Here is an 18,084-nt window from a genome sequence, read left to right as displayed (position 1 = left end):
CCCTTTCGGGCAGTTAAGCTGTGGTGGATGGAATGACATAAAACCAAATGACCGCACAATGGCACGCTGCACCGGCCACCACCCACAAGTGCCATACAGCGTGGGTGAACTTCACTTTTTTCGCGGCATAAAAGCCAGCCCCTACTGTGAAACACAAACCACCGCCAATCAGCAGCCAGAAGGCGTCGCGTGGAAACGCCTCCCACAAATCACGAATGAGCACAATCGACGACCACCCCATCAGCAAGTAGGTGATGAGGGACAGCCTTTTGAAACGGTGAATAAAAAACAGCTTGAACACAATACCTGCACAGGCCAGCGCCCAAACCACCCACAGCAGAACCGTTGCTGAGGTGGTGTGCAGGGTCAGCATCAGCATGGGCGTGTAGGTGCCCGCAATGAGCAGGTAGATGGCACAATGGTCCATGCGCTTGAACACCGCCTTGGCCTGCACGTTGCGGGTGGCGTGGTACAGGGTTGATGCGGCAAACAGCAGCACGAGACTGGCACCATACACCACCACGCCTGCGAGTTCACTGGCGCTGAGCACGGGTGCCGATTTCAACACCAGCAACACAGCCACCACTGCAGCAGCCAGCGCGGCCAAGCCATGGCTGAGTGCATTGGCCAATTCCTCAGCGGGTGAGTAAGGTGCGGTTGGGGCAACGACGGGGGCAACGGCTGGCTGCATGCCACAAGTCTCCAATTCAAGGGACATGACACCGAAATGGGTCAGGCGACCCAATATTGCCACAAGGCTGTGAATTGTTGTGGAGATCTAACTCGACAGTGCAGTACCCACAGCACGCCCTTGCAGTGCCAGCGCACCGCTACGCCCGGCAATTTCACCCATATCGACGGTGTGATGCGGCAGGGTTGCCAGGTTGAGTTGACGGAAGACCTCCAGACAGGTGCCCAGCGTGTAGCCCTGGGCTTTCCAGCCGTGCAGCAACCGATCCAGCACGTCCAACAAACGCAAGCCTTCCAGCTCCGCATGCAGGGTATACACGTGCAGAGCATCACCACTGGCCCGCGTTACACCCAGCAGGGCTTCATGCACGTTGTCGGGAGTCCAGCCATCCAGGCCGATCAGCTCGTCCAGCGTGGGCAAGGTGGTGGGCAATTGCGGCACACCCATCGGCATGCCCTGCGCATTCACCGGCTGAAACGGGTGCGTACCCCGACCATCGGACGCGTACAACAACCCCCATCGCCGCTCCAGTTCATACGCTGCGTCGTTCATTTGCCAACCAGCAGCACCATGCACCGCTGGGCGGCATCCAAAAATGTCTGCAAAGCGTTCCATGGCCTTGTTGAATTCACGCTCTGTCCACGCTGTATCGGCCTGTGCCACACCATCCTGCCAACGAATGTGGTCCCAACAATGCACACCCACTTCATGGCCAGCGGCTTTCACACCCCGCATCAACGCGGCCTCGCGTCTGCCAATGTCTGGGCCCGGCAACAGCGTGCCGTACAGCAAGGTTTTCAGACCGTAATGCTCCAGCACCGAGGTGCGGCTCACTTTGCCCAAAAAGCCGGGACGGAACACCCGTTTGATGGCACGGCCCGTGTGGTCTGGCCCCAGGCTGAACAGAAAGGTGGCGCGCACGCCATGCGTGTCGAATAACTTCATCAGTTGCGGCACACCCTCGCGCGTGCCACGCCAGGTGTCCACATCGACTTTGAGGGCAAGAAACCGGCTCATGCGGGTGTCAAATCCCGAACGACCGCAACCTGATCGCGGTAAAACTCGAGGATTTTCCGGAGGGCGTCCTGCATGGATGTGCTTGGCTGCCAGTTCAATTCAACTTCGGTATTGATGATTTTGGGTACGCGGTTTTTGACATCTTGATAGCCTTGCCCATAGTACTCACCAGACGTGGTGTCCAACAATTGGACTGAACTCAAACGGCTGGCATATTCAGGGTATTGGGCCGCCATGGTCAGCATCATTTCCGCCAACTCGCGCACCGAATAATTGTTGGCCGGGTTGCCGATGTTGTAAATTTTTCCGGTGGCAATCCCGTTGGCGTTCTCCAGAATTTTCATGAGTGCATCAATGCCATCGTCAACGAATGTGAAGGAACGCTTTTGGGAACCACCGTCCACCAGCTTGATGGGCTCACCCCGCGCAATGTGTCCCAAAAACTGCGTGATGACGCGGCTTGAGCCTTCCTTGGGTGTGTGGATGCTGTCCAGCCCGGCGCCGATCCAGTTGAAAGGGCGAAACAAAGTGTAGTCCAACCCCTCTTGCTGTCCATAGGCAGCAATCACACGGTCCATCAGTTGCTTTGAACAGGCATAAATCCAGCGCGGCTTGTTGATGGGGCCATACACAAAGTCCGAGCTTTCCGGGTCAAAGGCTTCATCGGTGCTCATGCCATACACTTCAGAGGTGGACGGAAACACCACGCGCTTGCGGTACTTCACACACCATTTGATGATGGGCAGGTTCGCCTCAAAGTCCAGCTCAAACACCTTCAACGGCGCTTTCACGTAGGCGGACGGCGTGGCAATGGCCACCAAAGGCAACACCACATCGCACTTCTTCACATGGTATTCAATCCATTCCTGGTTGATGGTGATGTCACCTTCAAAAAAGTGGAATCGCGGATTGTCCAGAAATTCTCGGATTTTGTCGGTGTGCATGTCCATGCCGTACACCTCCCAGTTCGTGGTGTTCAATATCCGCTGGGTCAGGTGGTGGCCAATGAAACCATTGACACCCAATATCAGAATTTTCTTCATGTCAGCACCATGGGTAAAACAGCAGACGTGGCGGTCAAGGCTTGGCCGTTGAGGTCTGCATCAAGAATGAGAAGAAGGCCACCACCAGACGGTTGCAGGCACAGTTGGCCGTTTTGAACCATCAACGTGTCGCGCTGTGGCAATTCAACGGGCAGTTCGCCGGGCAGCGCACGGGTTTTCCAAAGGTTGAGGCGCCCTTGAGGTGTGTCGATGAATGCACCGGGATAAGGCCGGGTGACCGCACGCACCAGGTTGTGAATGCGCTGGGCAGACCAGTTGAGCTTAAAGCGGCCATCATCAGCCGTTCGGCCACCAAAATAATGGCCCTCTGCCAGGTTCTGGGGGTGAAGCACTGCAGTGCCATTCAGCAGGCGAGGCACCGCGCGCAGCAGGCATTGCTCGGCTGCTACCACAATTTTTGAAAACACCTCGTGTGCGTTGTCATCGGGCAAAATCGGCACAGCCACCTGGTCCACCACATGGCCTGCGTCGGGTTTGGCTGTCATGGCGTGCAAGGTCACGCCGGTTTCTGCTTCCCCGTGGAGAATGGCCCAGTTGACGGGTGCCCGGCCACGGTACTTGGGCAACAGCGACCCATGCAGGTTGTAAGCCCCACGCGCTGCGCAGTCCAGCACGCGCTGTGACAACATCTGCCGGTAATAAAAGCTGAAGATGAAATCGGGTTGCAGGTGCTGCAAGCGTTCAATCAAATCCTGTTCGGTGACCGAGTCCGAGAACAAGGTCGGGATGTTGTAGTCCCGCCCCAACTGGGCCACCGAGTCAAACCAAACCGTCTCGGCAGCATCGTCAGGGTGGGTCACAATGCATTGAATATCCAGACCCAGTGCCAGCAAAGCCTTCAAGCCGCGCACACCGACAGCGTGATACGCAAACACCACCACTTTGCTCATCGCTGCTCTCCAGCCTGCTGAAGCACATGCGAAATCACAAAGCGTGGCCGTTGTCGCACTTCCTGATAAATGCGGCCAATGTATTCGCCCAGCAAACCAATGCCAAACAAGGCAATGCCGATGAGGAAAAACACCAGCGCAAAGAGGGTGAACACACCGCCCTCCTCCGGCCCAATCACGATGCGCCGCCCCAGCATGTAGAGGAACAACACACCAGAGCCCATCGACACCAACATGCCCAACATGGAGAACCATTGCAGCGGTACAATCGAGAAGCCTGTCATGAGGTCAAAGTTCAATCGGATCAGGCTATAGAGCGAATACTTGGATTCGCCCGCAAATCGCTCCTCATGGCCCACCACCACCTCGGTGGCGTTTTCAGAAAACGAGTAAGCCAGTGCCGGAATAAAGGTGTGGGTTTCGCCACACTGGTTGATGAGGTTGATGATGGTTCGGCTGTAAGCCCGCATCATGCAGCCCTGGTCTGTCATGCGGATGCCCGTCAGGCGTTCACGCAGACCATTCATGGCCCGGCTGGCCCAGTGCCGCCACAGGCTGTCTTTGCGCTGGCGGCGAATGGAACCCACATAGTCAAAGCCACGGTCCATTGCCGCCAACAACACGGGTATGTCCTCGGGCGGGTTTTGAAGGTCTGCATCCAGCGTGATGATGCGCTGGCCACGCACCTGTTCAAAGCCAGCCAGAATGGCCCTGTGCTGACCAAAGTTGCCTGCAAAATACACCACCCGGGTTACATCCGGACGACGTTCAAATTGTTTGGCCAGCAGCGCGCCAGAACGGTCTCGGCTGCCGTCATTCACAAACACGATTTCATACGGTTGACCCAACGCATCCAGGGCTGGGTACAAGCGGTCAAACAGGGCTTGAAGACCCGCTTCTTCGTTGTAGACCGGGATAACCACTGACACAAGGGGCTGAGTCATGACGCCCCTCCTTCCAGAACCACGGCATCGCACACCCGGTCCACTTCCTGCAGGGTCATGCTGGAAAACAGGGGCAAGGTGAGAATGCGCCGTGCCACAGACTCGGTGTGGGGCAACTGGCCCTCGGTCCAGCCCTGCTGCCTGAACAGTTCCAGAAGATGAATCGCCGGATAATGCACACCCGTGGTGATGCCTGCCGATTTCAAACGAGCCATCAATTCAGCCCGCACCATGGGGAAGTTTTCCGGAATCAGGATTTGGAACATGTGCCAGTTGCTGTTCTCAAAGTCGGCCACTGGAAGCCCGTAACCAGTGCCAGACAAGCGTTGGAAATAGTGGCGCACCAAGGTTTTGCGGTGCGCGTTGAACGCATCCAGCTGCTTGAGTTGCCCCAAGCCAATGGCTGCAGCAATGTCGGTCATGTTGCTTTTGCCGCCCAGAACATCACAGCCATAAGTGCCGTCTGCATTGCGCTTCACGCCCTGCAGCCGCAGACGCTCAAACAGTTCAGTCTCTTCCTCGGTGCTCATCACCAGGCACCCACCCTCACCCGTGGTCATGTTTTTGTTGGGGTGAAAGCTGAAGGCCACCAGGTCGCCCATGGAACCAATTTCATGGCCATTCCATCGGGCACCTTGGGACTGTGCTGCGTCTTCGATCACGCGCAAGCCGTGACGTTGCGCAAGGGTATAAATCGCAGAACGGTCCACAGGCAAACCGGCCAAATCCACAGGCATCAAGGCTTTGGTGCGAGGCGTGATGGCAGCTTCAATCAAATCCGGATCAATCAAGCGCGTGCGCGGGTCGATGTCAACAAATACAGGCCTTGCACCCACCGTCAAAATCACATTGGCGGTGGCCACCCAGCTTAGCGCCGTGGTAATCACTTCATCACCCGGACCAATGCCCGCAATCCGCAGGGCCAATTCCAGCGCTGCAGTGGCCGAATTGACCAGGCGTACAGGTCGACCGCCTGCGCGATCAGACAGGGCCTTTTCCAGTTCGCGGCATTTGGGCCCTGTGGTCAACCAGCCAGAGCGCAGCACTTCGGCCACCGCTGCGATGGTGTCTTCGTCCACACTGGGGCGTGTCATGGGAATGGGGTTGGTCTGCATCTGGGTCACTCCGGTTTCATGACGACCAGTCGGCGGGGATCGCGGTAAATAACCCGCATCGGAACTTGCAAGGCCAACAGGGTTTTGTAGACTTCGGGGCTGGTCATGGCCATGGCCTTGGGCGTTGCCAACCAGCGTTGTTTGAAGGCCTCCAACGTGGGAATCCAGCGTTGCGGCTCTGCAGTTTCCCCAAACTGAAATTCGTCCACGTAAGCGACCAGCGTGACGGGCCTGCGCAGGTAAAAGGGGAAGGTGTGCTCGTACATGCCCACCGAAAAAACTTCCGTGTCGGGCTCCAGGTATTGCTGCAGCCAGCTCACCACTTCCTTGCTGCTTTTCAGGGTGGCGTATTGGTCGTGACCCAAAAACACGATGCCGGTGGCCAGCACGGTGGACAACACCAAAGACTGCAATGCTGCGGTGGTGTTCTGAATGCGCAAGAAACCCCACGTTAAACCGACGCCCAACAAACCAATGAGTGCAGCCACCGCAATAAACACAGCAAAGGCGTTGAGCACGGCGGCTGGCGATTCAGCACTGGCCCAACGGTGGGCCATGGGTGCAATGCCCAACAACACCACCCACACAGCAGCGGGCAACACCAAATGACGGCGCATGCTGCCAGACTTTGCTTCATCCAGCGTGCGGGCCAACATCAAGGCCATGGCAGGAAACATGGGCAAAATGTAGGACGGTAGTTTGGAGCCTGAGAGACTGAAAAATACAAACACGAACGACGACCAGAGGATGAGGAATCGACCCACCTGAATCGAGTGCGAATGGTCTGCCCACGCAGAACGCAGCATGCGTGGCAACCAACTGGTCCAAGGCAAAAAACCCGCCAACACAATCGGAATGAAATAGTACGGTGGCCCTTCCCGGTGGTGCTCGGTGGTCAGAAAACGCTCAATGTGTTCATGAATGAAAAAGAAGTGGGCAAACCCCGGGTTGCGTTGGCTCACCAACCAAAACCATGGGGTCGTGATGAGTGCGAATACAACCACACCCGCCAACCAATGCATGCGGCCAAGCAGTCGCCATTCGCGTGTGGTCAGGCAGTACAGGAACAATGTTCCACCCGGAATCAACAGACCTATCAAACCCTTGGACAGCGTGGCGCCTGCCATGGCGGCCCAGGCCAGCAACATCCAGCGGCGACTGGACGGATGATCGGTGGTGCTCTGGTGAGCCAACAGGAATGCGCACAAGGCCAAGGTGAGGAAGAAGGTCACCCCCATGTCCAAGGTCAGAAAATGGCTGTTGGCATACATCCACAGGGTGCCCGTGCAAACCAGCGCTGCATGGTGGCCTGTTGTCGGGCTCCACAACCGCCGTGCGGTAAAGCCCACCACTGCAATCGTCATCAACCCGCTCAAGCCAGGCCAAAGGCGTGCGGCAAATTCCGAGAAACCCATCAGCCCGAAAAAAACGGCACTCACCCAATATTGAAAAATCGGCTTTTCGAAATACAACAGGCCATTGAGCCGGGGGGTAATCCAGTCGCCGCTTTGCAGCATGCCCATGGCCAAGGTGGCGTAGCGGCCTTCATCGGGGTGAATCAGCGCCCTGAATTGCAGGGAAACCAGCCAATAGGCGACCAGCGTGCCCCAAAACAACCAAACACTGGTTGGGGCCTGAGTGCTTGCCCGGGTTTCAACAATCGCACGCATGCAGGATGCCAAATCATGATCAACAGCCCCGCAGCGTAGGCAGTGAAAATTAACGGAAGATTATGCACAGTGCACTGTCTTGAAAAATTCACACCAGGAGGTTGACGCGCATGCGCCAAAGCCAAAAAGCCGACATGTAAACAGCCTGAACGGTGTACAAAACGGGCTGGCTGGATTTATGCTCAATCACTGTTTTTGACCGGACAACACCATGTCACACACCCACTCAGCCCTGTCCAGCACACCCTTCATGCACGAGGAGGATGCTTTTTTCAGCCTGCCCACTGGCGAGAGCATGTGCTACCGCAGCTATGGCAACCCCAACCACCCCACGGTGATGCTGGTGGTGGGTTTGACCCTGCAACTGCATTACTGGCCCAAGGAACTGGTCATGCCCTTGATTCAGGCCGGCTACAGGGTCGTGGTGCTGGACAACCGGGACATTGGCCGTTCATTCCGGCATCCATCCCCCCCGTTGGGCATGAAACAGATTTTGTTTGCAAAACCCCATGCAACCACCTACACCTTGACCGACATGGCCAATGACGCCGTGGCGTTGATGGATCACTTGGGGATTGCACAGGCCCATGTGGCTGGCATGTCCATGGGTGGCATGATTGCGCAGGAAATGGCCTGTATCCATCAGGCTCGCGTGCTGAGCCTGACATCGATTTTCTCAACCACCGGCAACCGCAAGGTGGGACAGCCCTCACTGGGCGGCAAGCTCAAAATTTTGGGCAAACCACCCACCACGCGGGACGAGGCCATTGCCGCCTACCTGGACAAGGCCCGCTACATTGCAGGCAAGCGCTACACGGTGGAAACAGACTGGGCCGTGGACTATGCTGGCAAGGCTTGGGACCGACTGGAAGGAAAACGCGCTGGCGCCGGTATTTCACGCCAAATTGGGGCGATTTTGAAAAGTGGCGACCGCACTGCCAAATTGAAACAGGTGACCGTGCCAACGCTGGTGATTCACGGTGATCGCGACCCGCTGGTGCACCCCAGTGGTGGACACGCCACGGCCGATGCGATTGATGGCGCTCGCCATTTGGTCATACCGGGCATGGGACATTACATTTCCCAGTCGGTCAGCCCTTTGTTGGCTGACCTTTTGCTCAGTCACTTCTCCAGGCCATCGTGAGGAATGCTGCGTGCATGGTTGGCCACCGCCAGCCTCACCCGCTCAATGTCCAACGGCTTGGACAGGTGGAGGCACATGCCCGCCTCGGACGCTTGATGAATGTCTTCGTCAAATGCGTGTCCACTGAGCGCCACCACGGGCGTCTCGGCATTCAGTGGACAAGTCATTCGAATCTGTCGGGTGGCCTCATAGCCACTGATGCCGGGCATGCCAATGTCCATGAAAACCAGGTCAAACACCGCAGACTGACAAGCCTCAACAGCCGCCTCACCACTGGCCACACTGGTGACTTGGTGCCCGTCGTTTTCCAGTAGTTTGCGCAATATTTTCAAATTGATGGGCATGTCATCCACAATCAAAATGGATTGACTGGGCACTTTCAACTGGCGGCCAACCTTGGCCGGGTTGGTTTGAACCGGCGCCCGATCCATGGGCAATTCAAAGTGAAATGTGGTGCCTTCCCCGAGCATCGATTCAAACCAGACACTTCCGCCCATGGACAGCACCACCGACTGAACAATGCTCAAGCCCAGCCCTGTTCCACCATATTTCCGGAAGGTTGAATCCTCCGCTTGGAAGAATGGTTTGAAAATGTCTTTTTGTTTGTCCGTCGGGATACCAATCCCGGTGTCCCGAACAGACACCCGCAACACGCCCTGCGCTTGATGGGTGGGTGTGTAACACACGGATACCTCAATCTCACCAGACTCCGTGAATTTCATCGCGTTGGACATCAGGTTGTGAATGACCTGCCTGAATCGCGTGGGATCACCCAGAAAATAATCATCGCGCCCCAAGCCTTGATACGACTCCAGAAGTCGCAATCCCTTGTCGTGGGCTGGAATGGCGTGCAAGGTGATGCAAGTCTTGATCTGGTCAAACACCACGAATGGAATTTTCTCAACCCGGAACTGACCACTTTCAATTTTTGACAAATCCAGAATGTCATTCAGAATCATGGTCATGGTTTGCGCGCTGCTGTGCAAAACCTCCAGATCCGCCCGCAAGCTTTCATCCTCTACCCGGTCACGCAACAAGCTGGCATAGCCCAGTACACCATTCAGTGGCGTGCGTATTTCATGGCTCATCACGGCCAAAAACGCAGATTTCTGTTTGGATGTCAGCTCCGCATTCATCTGCAATTGCTTCAGGTCTGAAACATCCTGAATCAAGCTGAAAAAGCCGCGAAGCTGGCCCTGCTCTTTGTGCGGAATGTAGTCAATCAGCAAATACTGTTGACCCGCGCCCGGTAAAGCGACCGCATACTCAAATCGCTCGGTTGTTCCAGACAGTGCCGCCTGCACATGCGCACTGTCCGCCGAAAACAACTCTTCATATTGCGCCGTATTCTTCAACTGATCGACAAACACCCGCAAGCGCTGGTTGGCATAGGTCATGTCAAGGTGGTGGTTCCAGTATCCGATCATGACGGGCACAGAATCGACGATTTTGTTCAGCGTGTCCTGTGCTTCACGCAGCTGTTGCGTGCGTTGCTGGACAGTGGATTCCAGCTCCGTGTTGATGCGCTGAATTTCCTGAATAAAACCCACCCGTTCAGTGACGTCGTTGATGCCCACCAGAACAAACCGGCGCTGCCCGACTTCAATCGTGTTCAGAGTGGCCTCAATCGGAAACTCCGAACCATCCTTTCGCCGCCCTGCCAGTATGCGTCCCACATTCATGGAGCGCATTGCAAAGTCGTATTTTTTGCGGTGCTCACGGTGACGCGCACGGACAGACTCCGGCACCAACACCTCAACCGCCTCTCCGATAATCTCTTCCCGGCGGTAATTGAACATGTCCAGCAACCGCGTGTTGACATCCACGATGCGACCGTTCAAGTCAGCCAGCACCTTGCCCAACGGAGAGCCTTCAATAATGGCCGAGGTCAGTTTCAGTTGGTATAACTTTGCGACCATGTCGCGATTGCGTCCACGAATCAATTGAGCGGCCAGTAGCAACACACCCAACGACACTGTGAAGGTCAACAGACCAATCCAGGCCATGTTGTAAGGCTTGAAATCGCTGTTGTAACTGGGCAGCAACGCCGCATCCAGCCGCCATTGCCGTCCATAGACGTTCAAGACTGTCGACTTGCGCTGCAACGCATCGGGGCCATCCATTTGGGCTGACTGATAAAACTGCACTGGTGTCGATGGATTCGTCACATCACTCAGCCGCACCGCCATGTGGCGATGATCAAACTTGATTTTGGACATGATCTCGTCGATCACCAACACCGCATAAGCCCATCCTTCGGTGTTTTTCAAGCGAACATTGAAATCGTCACCCGATTTGAATGCCCGTTGAATCGGCAACAACATCAGGAATGCAGACTGCGCATCGGTGGATTTTTGAACGGCTGTGATGGGTGCTGTTAACCGGGCCTGTCCATCCATCACGGATTGAATGGCCGCAGAATAGCGGCTTTGCTCAGACGCAATGTTGAGCCCCACCGCCTCCCGGTTGCGCTCCAGGGGTTCGATGTAACGAATCACAAAATGCTGGTCGGTAACCAGGTCCAGGTTTCGAATGGGCTTCAATTCACCGTATTCAGTCGACATTGTGGCTTGGAAGCGCTCCAGCTTTTCACTGGGGACATTGAAAATCAGTCCGAACCCGCGGGCACCTGGAAACTCGCGTTCCAAATCCCGAGTGGCCATGTAATTGCGAAACGACCACAGGCTATATTCCCCGGGTTCCAACGCGACCAACATGCCGCGCACACCCCGAATGCCATACTCGTAGAGCCCGATTCGCTCCTTGATGCCGACTGACACATCGCTGAACTCTGTGTCGAAAAATTCGGTCAAGCGCTCATTGTTCACCGACTGAAACCGATGAACAGCCAAGATCGACAGCAACGCACACACCAGCAGCACACCCGCCAGCGCCAGCCAGTCCCTTTTGCCCATGCGTTGGACATCCTGACTCAATTCATTGATGATCATGTGGGGTGTATGGCACGGGCCTGATAATTGAACGTGCACGCTTATCGAGTATATGTGTCGGTAACATATCGGTTTTAGGCCGTCAAATCAATGTCCTCCATTCTTTCCAACTCAAACCCATCCCGGATTTCCCGAATCATTCCACCTTGCGGCAGACTGCATGGGGTAGATCGGCAGGGATGGGTGGCGTTACCCGACAGTGCAGGAGGCGTCTAGCCGGGGTATTTCGTGGTGCGCAAATAAGGCAGCTTGATGTCAATGCTGCCGAATTTTGCTTTGGCCGCCTCATTGTCCAGCGACAAGGCCACAATCACATCCTGACCGCTGGTCCAGTTGGCCGGGGTGGCGATGGGTTTGCCATAGGTCGCCTGCAGCGCATCCAACGCACGCAGCACCTCGGCGAAGTTGCGGCCCACCGACATCGGGTAGGTCATCTGCAATTGCAGCTTCTTGTCGGGACTGACAATAAAGACCACACGCACCGTGGCGGTGTCGGCAGCGGTGCGACCATCAGGCAAATACGCATTGGCGGGCAGCATGTCCAGGGCCTTGGACACTGCCAAATCCTTGTCGGCAATAATCGGGAACGTGGCTTTGGCGCCCGAATAGGACTCAATGTCCCCCTTCCACTTGCAGTGCTCGTCCACACCATCCACCGACAAGCCGATCACCTTGGTGTTTCGTTTTTTCCATTCATCGGCCAATTGAGCCACCGCACCAAATTCAGTGGTGCAGACTGGCGTGAAGTCTTTGGGGTGACTGAACAGAATGGTCCATTGGTCGCCGATGAAGTCATGCAGTTTGAAGCTGCCTTGGTCGGTGGTCAGTTCGAGGTTTGGAACAATGTCGTTGATTCTCAGGCCCATGGTGTCCTCCTGTGTGGCGTTTGTTCGGTGTTGCAAGAAATACAGGTGTTCAAGCCTATCACCGAATGGACCAGCCCTGAACAACAGTTCCGCAATATGCATATAACGCCTCTTGTGTCGTGTTTTGTTCCTTTCTTGGCGTGTACAAGCCTAGACCCCGCAGCGCGGCGGTCATTACAATCAGGCAATAACCGGAGACAAAAAACATGAAAAATTTCAAAGACAAGGTGGTGGTCGTGACAGGTGCTGCGTCTGGCATGGGGCGCGCCTATGCGCTCATGTTTGCGCGCGAAGGAAGTCACCTGGCCTTGTGCGACTATGCAGCCGATGGCTTGGCCGAAACGGTTCGTCTGACCAAGGCACAGACCCCCGGGGTGCGCATTCACAGTGCCGTGGTGGATGTGTCGAACAAAGGCGCCGTGAACGCCTTTGCCGATGACGTGAAAAATGCCCTAGGGCCAGCCTGCGTGGTCATCAACAATGCGGGGGTGAGTGGCGAAGGGGCGCCCGTGTGGGCCATGAGCGATCAAAGCTATGAACGGGTCATGGGCATCAACTTCTGGGGTGTGGTGTATGGCACCCGGGCTTTCCTGCCACAATTGATGGCCCAAAAAGAAGGGGCGATTGTGAATGTGTCCAGCGTATTCGGGCTGGTGGGCACCCCCAACAATTCGGATTACTGCGCCAGCAAGTTTGCCGTGCGTGGGTTTACCGAGTCACTGGCTGTTGAACTCAGCAGCAGCAACATTCAGGTCCACCTGGTGCATCCAGGCGGTATTAACACCAACATTGCGTCTGAAGCCAAACACGAAAAATTTGCCAGAAAGTTTTTAACCACGCCCCCCGAAGACATGGTGGACCAGGTGCGCAAAGGTATTTTGAAAAACGAGCCCCGCATTGTGTATGGCAACAACGCCGCCCGCATTTGGTGGGGCTCGCGCTTCCTGCCATTCAAGAAAATGCGGCATGTGCTGTGGCAGCAAATGAAACCGGCGCTGGACCCAGCCCCCTACAAAGACCTGACATAAACACACAGGCTCACCCTGTGAGCCCACAACAACAAGACTGCGGAGTAGACAATGAACACGGTAACGACTGTAGACCTGGATGTTTTGGTGATTGGCGCGGGTATCTCCGGCATTGGGCTGGGCTATTACCTGAAGCGGGATTGCCCCCACAAAACCTTTGCCATTCTGGAAGCCCGGGACAGCATTGGCGGCACTTGGGACTTGTTTCGTTACCCGGGCATTCGGTCCGACTCCGACCTGCACACGTTTGGCTATGAGTTCAAACCCTGGACACATGAAAAGTCGATTGCCGATGCGCACCTGATTCTGGACTACATTCGCGAAACGGCCCGTGAATTCGGCATTGACCAGCACATTCGGTTTGGGCACAAGGTGCTGGCCTCCAACTGGTCAAGCACCGAGCAACGCTGGCTGGTGGACGTGCGTTGTGCCGACGGCGCGACCAAAACCATGCGGGCCAAATGGCTGTTTTGTGCAGCAGGCTATTACAAGTATGAAGAAGGCTTCTCGCCCGAATTCAAGGGTTTGGCCGACTTCAAAGGGCAAGTGGTGCACCCCCAACACTGGCCTGAAAACCTGGACTACACCGGCAAGAAGGTGGTGGTGATTGGCAGCGGGGCAACGGCCGTGACGTTGATACCGGCCATGGCCGACAAAACAGCGCACATCACCATGTTACAGCGCACGCCGACTTACATCATGAGCCTGCCCGCCAAGGACCCCTTGGCCGAGCTCTTCAAAAAATGGTTGCCTGAAAAAATGGCCTACCACTGGGTGCGCCGCAAAAACATTACCTTACAGCGTTTGTTCTGGTTGTACTGCCAAAAGTTTCCCAATGCTGCGCGCAAATACATCCGCAAACACGTGGCCAAGCGCTTGCCCGAGGGTTTTGACATCGACAAGCATTTCAACCCGCCCTACAACCCTTGGGACCAGCGGCTGTGTGCAGTGCCCAACGGTGACCTGTTCCGCACCATCCGGCAGGGCAAGGCCTCGGTGGTGACCGACCACATTGACCATTTTGTCGCCGATGGCATTCAACTGAAATCCGGCGAAAAACTGCCGGCCGACCTGGTGATCACGGCCACGGGTTTGAACATCCAGTTGATGGGTGGCGTGCAAATGAGTGTAGACGGCAAAGCCTTGTCACCCGGCAACCACGTGGCCTACAAAGGCATGATGATGAACGATGTGCCCAACTTCGTGTTCGCGATTGGTTACACCAATTCATCGTGGACGCTGAAAGTGGGGCTGCTGTGCGAGCATTTTTGCCGATTGCTCAACCACATGGATGAGACTGGCCAAGCCGTGTGCACGCCACGCCTGCCCAAAGACGGCATGGAAACCCGGCCGATTCTGGACTTCGGCGCTGGCTACATTCAACGCGCCTTACCGACCCTGCCCAAGCAGGGCGTGCGCCGCCCCTGGGTGATGAACATGAACTACTTCTTTGACGAGAAGGTGCTGCGACACGGTCCGGTGGCTGACGAAGGACTGAGTTTTGAAGGCCACAAAGCCTGAAGAACAGCAGGGGCGCCCTGTGGTAACCTTGGTGCTGTAGTTGCAGTACCGAGGTGCCCCACATGACAACCCCCAAACCCCCACTCACCGTGCTGTACGACGGTGCCTGCCCGCTGTGTCAGCGGGAAATTGCCCATGTGAAGCGACTGGCCGATGGCCAGGGCAACACTGGCCTGTGCTTTCAGGACGTGAGTACCCCTGCCCCCACCGACCCCGCATTGGCAGCCGAACAAGCCCGCCTGCTGACCCGTTTTCATGTTGAGTTAAGCGATGGAACACGACTCAGCGGTGCAGCCGCTTTTGTGGCCATGTGGGAACGCTTGCCTGGTTGGCGCTGGCTGGCTTTTGTTGCCCGCTTGCCGGGCATGCTGACGGTGATGGAATTTGCATACCGTGGGTTTTTGAAAATTCGCCCACGGTTGCAACACCTGGCCCGCCGGCTGGACACCAACACCACCCGGAGTGACGCACCATGAACACCCTGGCTTTGCTCACTGTGGCCCTGCTGTTTGGCGGCACAGTGCTGTATTCCTTCGGCTTTGCAGCAGCCCTGTTCACCACGCTGCCACCGGAACAGGCGGGTGCAACCCTGCGCCGCGTGTTCCCACATTTCTACTTGTTTGTCGTGGTCACATCGGCCGTGGGTGCAGCGCTGCTGTGGACTGGCAACCCAATGTCGGCCTACCTGCTGGCTGGAATTGCCATCACCACCCTGCCCACCCGGCAAGTGCTGATGCCCGCCATCAATGCCGCCACGGATGCGGGCAACAAACCGCGCTTCAAAATGCTGCACGGTTTGTCTGTGGTGGTCACGCTGGCGCACATTGTTGTCGCCGCTGTCGTGTTGGCCCGGTTTGTTTGAACAGGCCTACAAGGTTTGACCGTTGTCGGCCCTCAGCACTTGCCCCGTGATGGAGCGGGATGTCAACAGGCCATACAGGGACTCGGCAATATCCTCGGGGGTGGACATGCGCTGCAGCGGCAGGTTGCCGGAAATTTTCTGTATTTTGTCTTCATGGCCATTCCACCACCGCGTGTCGACCACACCCGGCGCAATGCAGTTGACCCGAATGTGGGGAGCCAGGGCGCGGGCCAATGAACGTGTTAAACCATGAACGGCCGCCTTTGAAACAGCGTATGGCAAAGACGACCCAAACCCGGTTTCACCGGCAATGCTGCCCACATTTACAATGGCCGCCTCGGACTGCTGGCGCAGGTAAGGCGCAGCCAGGTGACAGCAGTGAAACGTCCCTTTGAGGTTCACGGACAGCAGAACATCCCACACTTCGTCGGTGATCAAATCCAGTTCTTCAAACGGCAGTTGCCGGGTAATGGCCGCATTGTTGATGAGGTAATTCAACTGCCCCAGCGGGATACCACCTGCGCAAGGGCCTGCTGCACCTCGTCGCGCCTGGCCACATTGGCGCGAATGGCCATGGCCTCATGACCTTGTTGAACGATGTGTTCAACAGTCTGCGCAGCCTCTGCAGCGCTGTTGGAATACACCACCGCCACCGCGCAGCCCTCGGCTGCCAATTTGAGACTGACCGCACGACCAATGCCCGTGCCACCGCCGGTGACCAGGGCCACCTTTCTTGAATGCGACATACCAACCTCCGCTAAAGGCACTGAAAAAACAGTTGAGGCTTGAGCTTAATATGCGCAGAATCAATCCACCATCGCCTATTCATGGACATAGATTGTGCAAAAAAACACAGACAAGCATTTGGCACCGCATTGGGATGACATTCGGTATTTCAATGCCTTGGTAACGGCGGGCAGCCTGTCCGCTGCGGCTCGACGCCTGGGTGTCGAACACTCCACGGTGGCCAGGCGGACCGACGCCTTGGAAGCTTCGCTGGGCATCCGTTTGTTCGACCGCTACGCCAAAGGCTGGGTGTTGACACCCGAGGGGGAGACGCTGGCGCAGCATGCGGCCCAGGTTGAACAGGAAGTGCAGGCCTTTTCACGGGCTGTGATGGGTGTGGCGGCCCTGAAAGGTCGGGTCCGCATTTCGGCACCGCCCGTGATGGCCGGGCACCTGCTGGTGCCCAAGCTGGCGGCTTTGCGCGCGCGTTGGCAGCACATTGACCTGGAGGTGATGGGCGATGCACGGGACGCCAACCTGGCCCGTGGGGAGGCGGACATGGCCATTCGCATGTCCAGACCGAGCGCACCGGGCCTGGTGGCCAAACCGATTGGGTTGATTGGCTACGGTTTGTATGCTGCACCAGCCTACACACGGCGAGCACAGCAGCACTGGGAGTTTTTGGCCTATGACGACAGTGACGTGAAAGTGCCCCAGCAACAGTGGCTGAACAAGGTGGCCGGGGAACGGCCCTCTGTGTTCAAAAGCAACGACCTGATGGCCTTGCAACAGGCCGCGCGGGCTGGCTTGGGCCTGGCTGTGCTGCCCCACTTTTTGGCAGAAAGCGACCCAGGCTTGAAACCCGTGAGCACCCTGCCTTGCCCCATTGAGCGACAGGTTTGGCTGGTGATGCACCCGGATGTGCGGCGCTCGCCCCGGGTGCGATTGATGGCGGATTTGTTGGTGGAGGTGTTCCGTCAGTGATTAGTCCACTCGCTATGCTGCAAGTGAGTGACACAAGAAAGTGCTCGCTTTGTATTCTCGGTGGAAACTGCTAAAAAGCCGGAATGAAGACTCTGATCACCGCCATTTCGCTGGCATTTTCGGCCTACCTGAACTCAACCACAGCTTTTGCTGCTGCGGCCAGTGAGCAAGCTGTTGGCTACGGTGTTGCCAAGTTTGCAGGCGTGACACCCCAAAGCCTGCTACTGGGAAAAAGAACATCGCAAAGTGCAGAGAAATGTGTTCATGAGGTTGTCATCACAGACCCCAAAGCAGCCTGTACGGTCAACCGCTGTATCAACAATGTGTTCCATGCACACGCTAGCCCTGAAACGCTGAGCTATGGTCTACGCGGCCTCTTGATTTACGACTGCGCCACCGCCGATGTGTTCTCAACCCAGGGAGATCTGTTGACCGACCATGACAGCAGTGGGGAAACCGTCAGCAACATTGCAATTTTTCAGGTTGACCAAGTGGGCAAGGGCTTGTGGAAACAAGTGTTCAAAAATGGTGAGTATGCGATTGAATTACCCACGGAGGCCGGCCCGAGTTATTTAAAGTACACCCAAGGTCAATACCGCTGGGCACATTAA

General features: G+C 56.3%; 16 protein-coding genes and 1 pseudogene. 7 read left to right on the top strand and 10 right to left on the bottom strand.

Annotated elements, in window-relative coordinates; genetic code table 11:
• Window positions 1-13: 13 nt before the first annotated feature.
• The 7 genes from trhA to VGE55_RS05555 all read right to left on the bottom strand — a co-directional run bounded on the left by trhA (window position 14) and on the right by VGE55_RS05555 (window position 7,391).
• Window positions 14-691 (bottom strand): PAQR family membrane homeostasis protein TrhA, encoded by a 678-nt coding sequence (gene trhA / locus VGE55_RS05585; RefSeq protein ID WP_331130710.1) that lies wholly within the window; start codon window positions 689-691, stop codon window positions 14-16.
• 87 nt (window positions 692-778) lie between these two features.
• The gene (locus tag VGE55_RS05580) at window positions 779-1,708 is read right to left on the bottom strand and encodes a polysaccharide deacetylase family protein (RefSeq protein ID WP_331130709.1); all 930 of its coding nucleotides are present in this window, start codon (window positions 1,706-1,708) and stop codon (window positions 779-781) included.
• Window positions 1,705-2,751 (bottom strand): bifunctional UDP-4-keto-pentose/UDP-xylose synthase, encoded by a 1,047-nt coding sequence (locus tag VGE55_RS05575; protein ID WP_331130708.1) that lies wholly within the window; start codon window positions 2,749-2,751, stop codon window positions 1,705-1,707. Before VGE55_RS05575 ends, VGE55_RS05580 begins: the two co-directional genes overlap by 4 nt.
• On the bottom strand, window positions 2,748-3,662 hold the full coding sequence (locus tag VGE55_RS05570; RefSeq protein ID WP_331130707.1) for a formyltransferase: 915 nt from the start codon (window positions 3,660-3,662) through the stop codon (window positions 2,748-2,750). Before VGE55_RS05570 ends, VGE55_RS05575 begins: the two co-directional genes overlap by 4 nt.
• Window positions 3,659-4,606 (bottom strand): glycosyltransferase, encoded by a 948-nt coding sequence (locus VGE55_RS05565; RefSeq protein WP_331130706.1) that lies wholly within the window; start codon window positions 4,604-4,606, stop codon window positions 3,659-3,661. The genes VGE55_RS05570 and VGE55_RS05565 overlap by 4 nt, the downstream gene beginning before the upstream one ends.
• A complete protein-coding gene (locus tag VGE55_RS05560) occupies window positions 4,603-5,730 on the bottom strand; it encodes a DegT/DnrJ/EryC1/StrS family aminotransferase (RefSeq protein ID WP_414674963.1) in 1,128 nt (375 codons plus the stop codon). Before VGE55_RS05560 ends, VGE55_RS05565 begins: the two co-directional genes overlap by 4 nt.
• Complete coding sequence (locus tag VGE55_RS05555; RefSeq protein WP_331130704.1) at window positions 5,727-7,391, bottom strand: glycosyltransferase family 39 protein; 1,665 nt, start codon at window positions 7,389-7,391, stop codon at window positions 5,727-5,729. Before VGE55_RS05555 ends, VGE55_RS05560 begins: the two co-directional genes overlap by 4 nt.
• A 211-nt stretch (window positions 7,392-7,602) precedes the next feature.
• Here VGE55_RS05555 and VGE55_RS05550 point away from each other — a divergent pair, with 211 nt between their 5' ends.
• A complete protein-coding gene (locus VGE55_RS05550) occupies window positions 7,603-8,535 on the top strand; it encodes an alpha/beta fold hydrolase (RefSeq protein ID WP_331130703.1) in 933 nt (310 codons plus the stop codon).
• Here the strand turns inward: VGE55_RS05550 and VGE55_RS05545 are convergent.
• The gene (locus VGE55_RS05545) at window positions 8,514-11,486 is read right to left on the bottom strand and encodes a CHASE domain-containing protein (RefSeq protein ID WP_331130702.1); all 2,973 of its coding nucleotides are present in this window, start codon (window positions 11,484-11,486) and stop codon (window positions 8,514-8,516) included. The genes VGE55_RS05550 and VGE55_RS05545 overlap by 22 nt on opposite strands.
• Before the next feature lie 212 nt (window positions 11,487-11,698).
• Window positions 11,699-12,352, bottom strand: coding sequence for a peroxiredoxin (locus VGE55_RS05540; RefSeq protein WP_331130701.1), 654 nt, complete (start codon window positions 12,350-12,352; stop codon window positions 11,699-11,701).
• Window positions 12,353-12,558: 206 nt separating this feature from the next.
• Between VGE55_RS05540 and VGE55_RS05535 the strand changes: the two genes are divergently transcribed.
• From VGE55_RS05535 to VGE55_RS05520, 4 genes are all read left to right on the top strand, one after another.
• Entirely contained in the window at window positions 12,559-13,380 is an 822-nt protein-coding gene (locus tag VGE55_RS05535; protein WP_331130700.1) for an SDR family oxidoreductase, read from the top strand.
• Window positions 13,381-13,431: 51 nt separating this feature from the next.
• Window positions 13,432-14,901 (top strand): NAD(P)/FAD-dependent oxidoreductase, encoded by a 1,470-nt coding sequence (locus tag VGE55_RS05530; protein WP_331130699.1) that lies wholly within the window; start codon window positions 13,432-13,434, stop codon window positions 14,899-14,901.
• 62 nt (window positions 14,902-14,963) lie between these two features.
• The gene (locus tag VGE55_RS05525; protein ID WP_331130698.1) at window positions 14,964-15,377 is read left to right on the top strand and encodes a DUF393 domain-containing protein; all 414 of its coding nucleotides are present in this window, start codon (window positions 14,964-14,966) and stop codon (window positions 15,375-15,377) included.
• Window positions 15,374-15,763, top strand: coding sequence for a DUF4149 domain-containing protein (locus VGE55_RS05520; protein ID WP_331130697.1), 390 nt, complete (start codon window positions 15,374-15,376; stop codon window positions 15,761-15,763). The genes VGE55_RS05525 and VGE55_RS05520 overlap by 4 nt, the downstream gene beginning before the upstream one ends.
• Window positions 15,764-15,769: 6 nt before the next feature.
• Here the strand turns inward: VGE55_RS05520 and VGE55_RS05515 are convergent.
• Window positions 15,770-16,476, bottom strand: a pseudogene (locus VGE55_RS05515) (SDR family NAD(P)-dependent oxidoreductase); the annotation flags it as partial.
• A gap of 127 nt (window positions 16,477-16,603) precedes the next feature.
• Here VGE55_RS05515 and VGE55_RS05510 point away from each other — a divergent pair.
• Window positions 16,604-17,473, top strand: coding sequence for a LysR family transcriptional regulator (locus VGE55_RS05510; protein WP_331130696.1), 870 nt, complete (start codon window positions 16,604-16,606; stop codon window positions 17,471-17,473).
• A gap of 83 nt (window positions 17,474-17,556) precedes the next feature.
• Window positions 17,557-18,084, top strand: a complete 528-nt coding sequence (locus tag VGE55_RS05505; RefSeq protein ID WP_331130695.1) for a hypothetical protein — start codon at window positions 17,557-17,559, stop codon at window positions 18,082-18,084.

The sequence above is a fragment of the Limnobacter sp. genome (assembly GCF_036405155.1).
In the GTDB taxonomy this organism is placed as follows: Bacteria; Pseudomonadota; Gammaproteobacteria; order Burkholderiales; family Burkholderiaceae_B; genus Limnobacter.
Note: the sequence above shows the minus strand (reverse complement) of the source record. Positions and strands in the feature narration are given on the sequence as shown.

Bases quoted from the DNA above. Each gene is read 5' to 3' on its own strand.
- VGE55_RS05540 (WP_331130701.1), bottom strand. From the start codon at position 12,352: ATGGGCCTGAGAATCAACGACATTGTTCCAAACCTCGAACTGACCACC.
- VGE55_RS05580 (WP_331130709.1), bottom strand. From the start codon at position 1,708: ATGAGCCGGTTTCTTGCCCTCAAAGTCGATGTGGACACCTGGCGTGGC.
- VGE55_RS05525 (WP_331130698.1), top strand. From the start codon at position 14,964: ATGACAACCCCCAAACCCCCACTCACCGTGCTGTACGACGGTGCCTGC.
- VGE55_RS05565 (WP_331130706.1), bottom strand. From the start codon at position 4,606: ATGACTCAGCCCCTTGTGTCAGTGGTTATCCCGGTCTACAACGAAGAA.
- VGE55_RS05535 (WP_331130700.1), top strand. From the start codon at position 12,559: ATGAAAAATTTCAAAGACAAGGTGGTGGTCGTGACAGGTGCTGCGTCT.
- trhA (WP_331130710.1), bottom strand. From the start codon at position 691: ATGCAGCCAGCCGTTGCCCCCGTCGTTGCCCCAACCGCACCTTACTCA.
- VGE55_RS05545 (WP_331130702.1), bottom strand. From the start codon at position 11,486: ATGATCATCAATGAATTGAGTCAGGATGTCCAACGCATGGGCAAAAGG.
- VGE55_RS05530 (WP_331130699.1), top strand. From the start codon at position 13,432: ATGAACACGGTAACGACTGTAGACCTGGATGTTTTGGTGATTGGCGCG.
- VGE55_RS05570 (WP_331130707.1), bottom strand. From the start codon at position 3,662: ATGAGCAAAGTGGTGGTGTTTGCGTATCACGCTGTCGGTGTGCGCGGC.
- VGE55_RS05505 (WP_331130695.1), top strand. From the start codon at position 17,557: ATGAAGACTCTGATCACCGCCATTTCGCTGGCATTTTCGGCCTACCTG.
- VGE55_RS05520 (WP_331130697.1), top strand. From the start codon at position 15,374: ATGAACACCCTGGCTTTGCTCACTGTGGCCCTGCTGTTTGGCGGCACA.
- VGE55_RS05555 (WP_331130704.1), bottom strand. From the start codon at position 7,391: ATGCGTGCGATTGTTGAAACCCGGGCAAGCACTCAGGCCCCAACCAGT.
- VGE55_RS05550 (WP_331130703.1), top strand. From the start codon at position 7,603: ATGTCACACACCCACTCAGCCCTGTCCAGCACACCCTTCATGCACGAG.
- VGE55_RS05575 (WP_331130708.1), bottom strand. From the start codon at position 2,751: ATGAAGAAAATTCTGATATTGGGTGTCAATGGTTTCATTGGCCACCAC.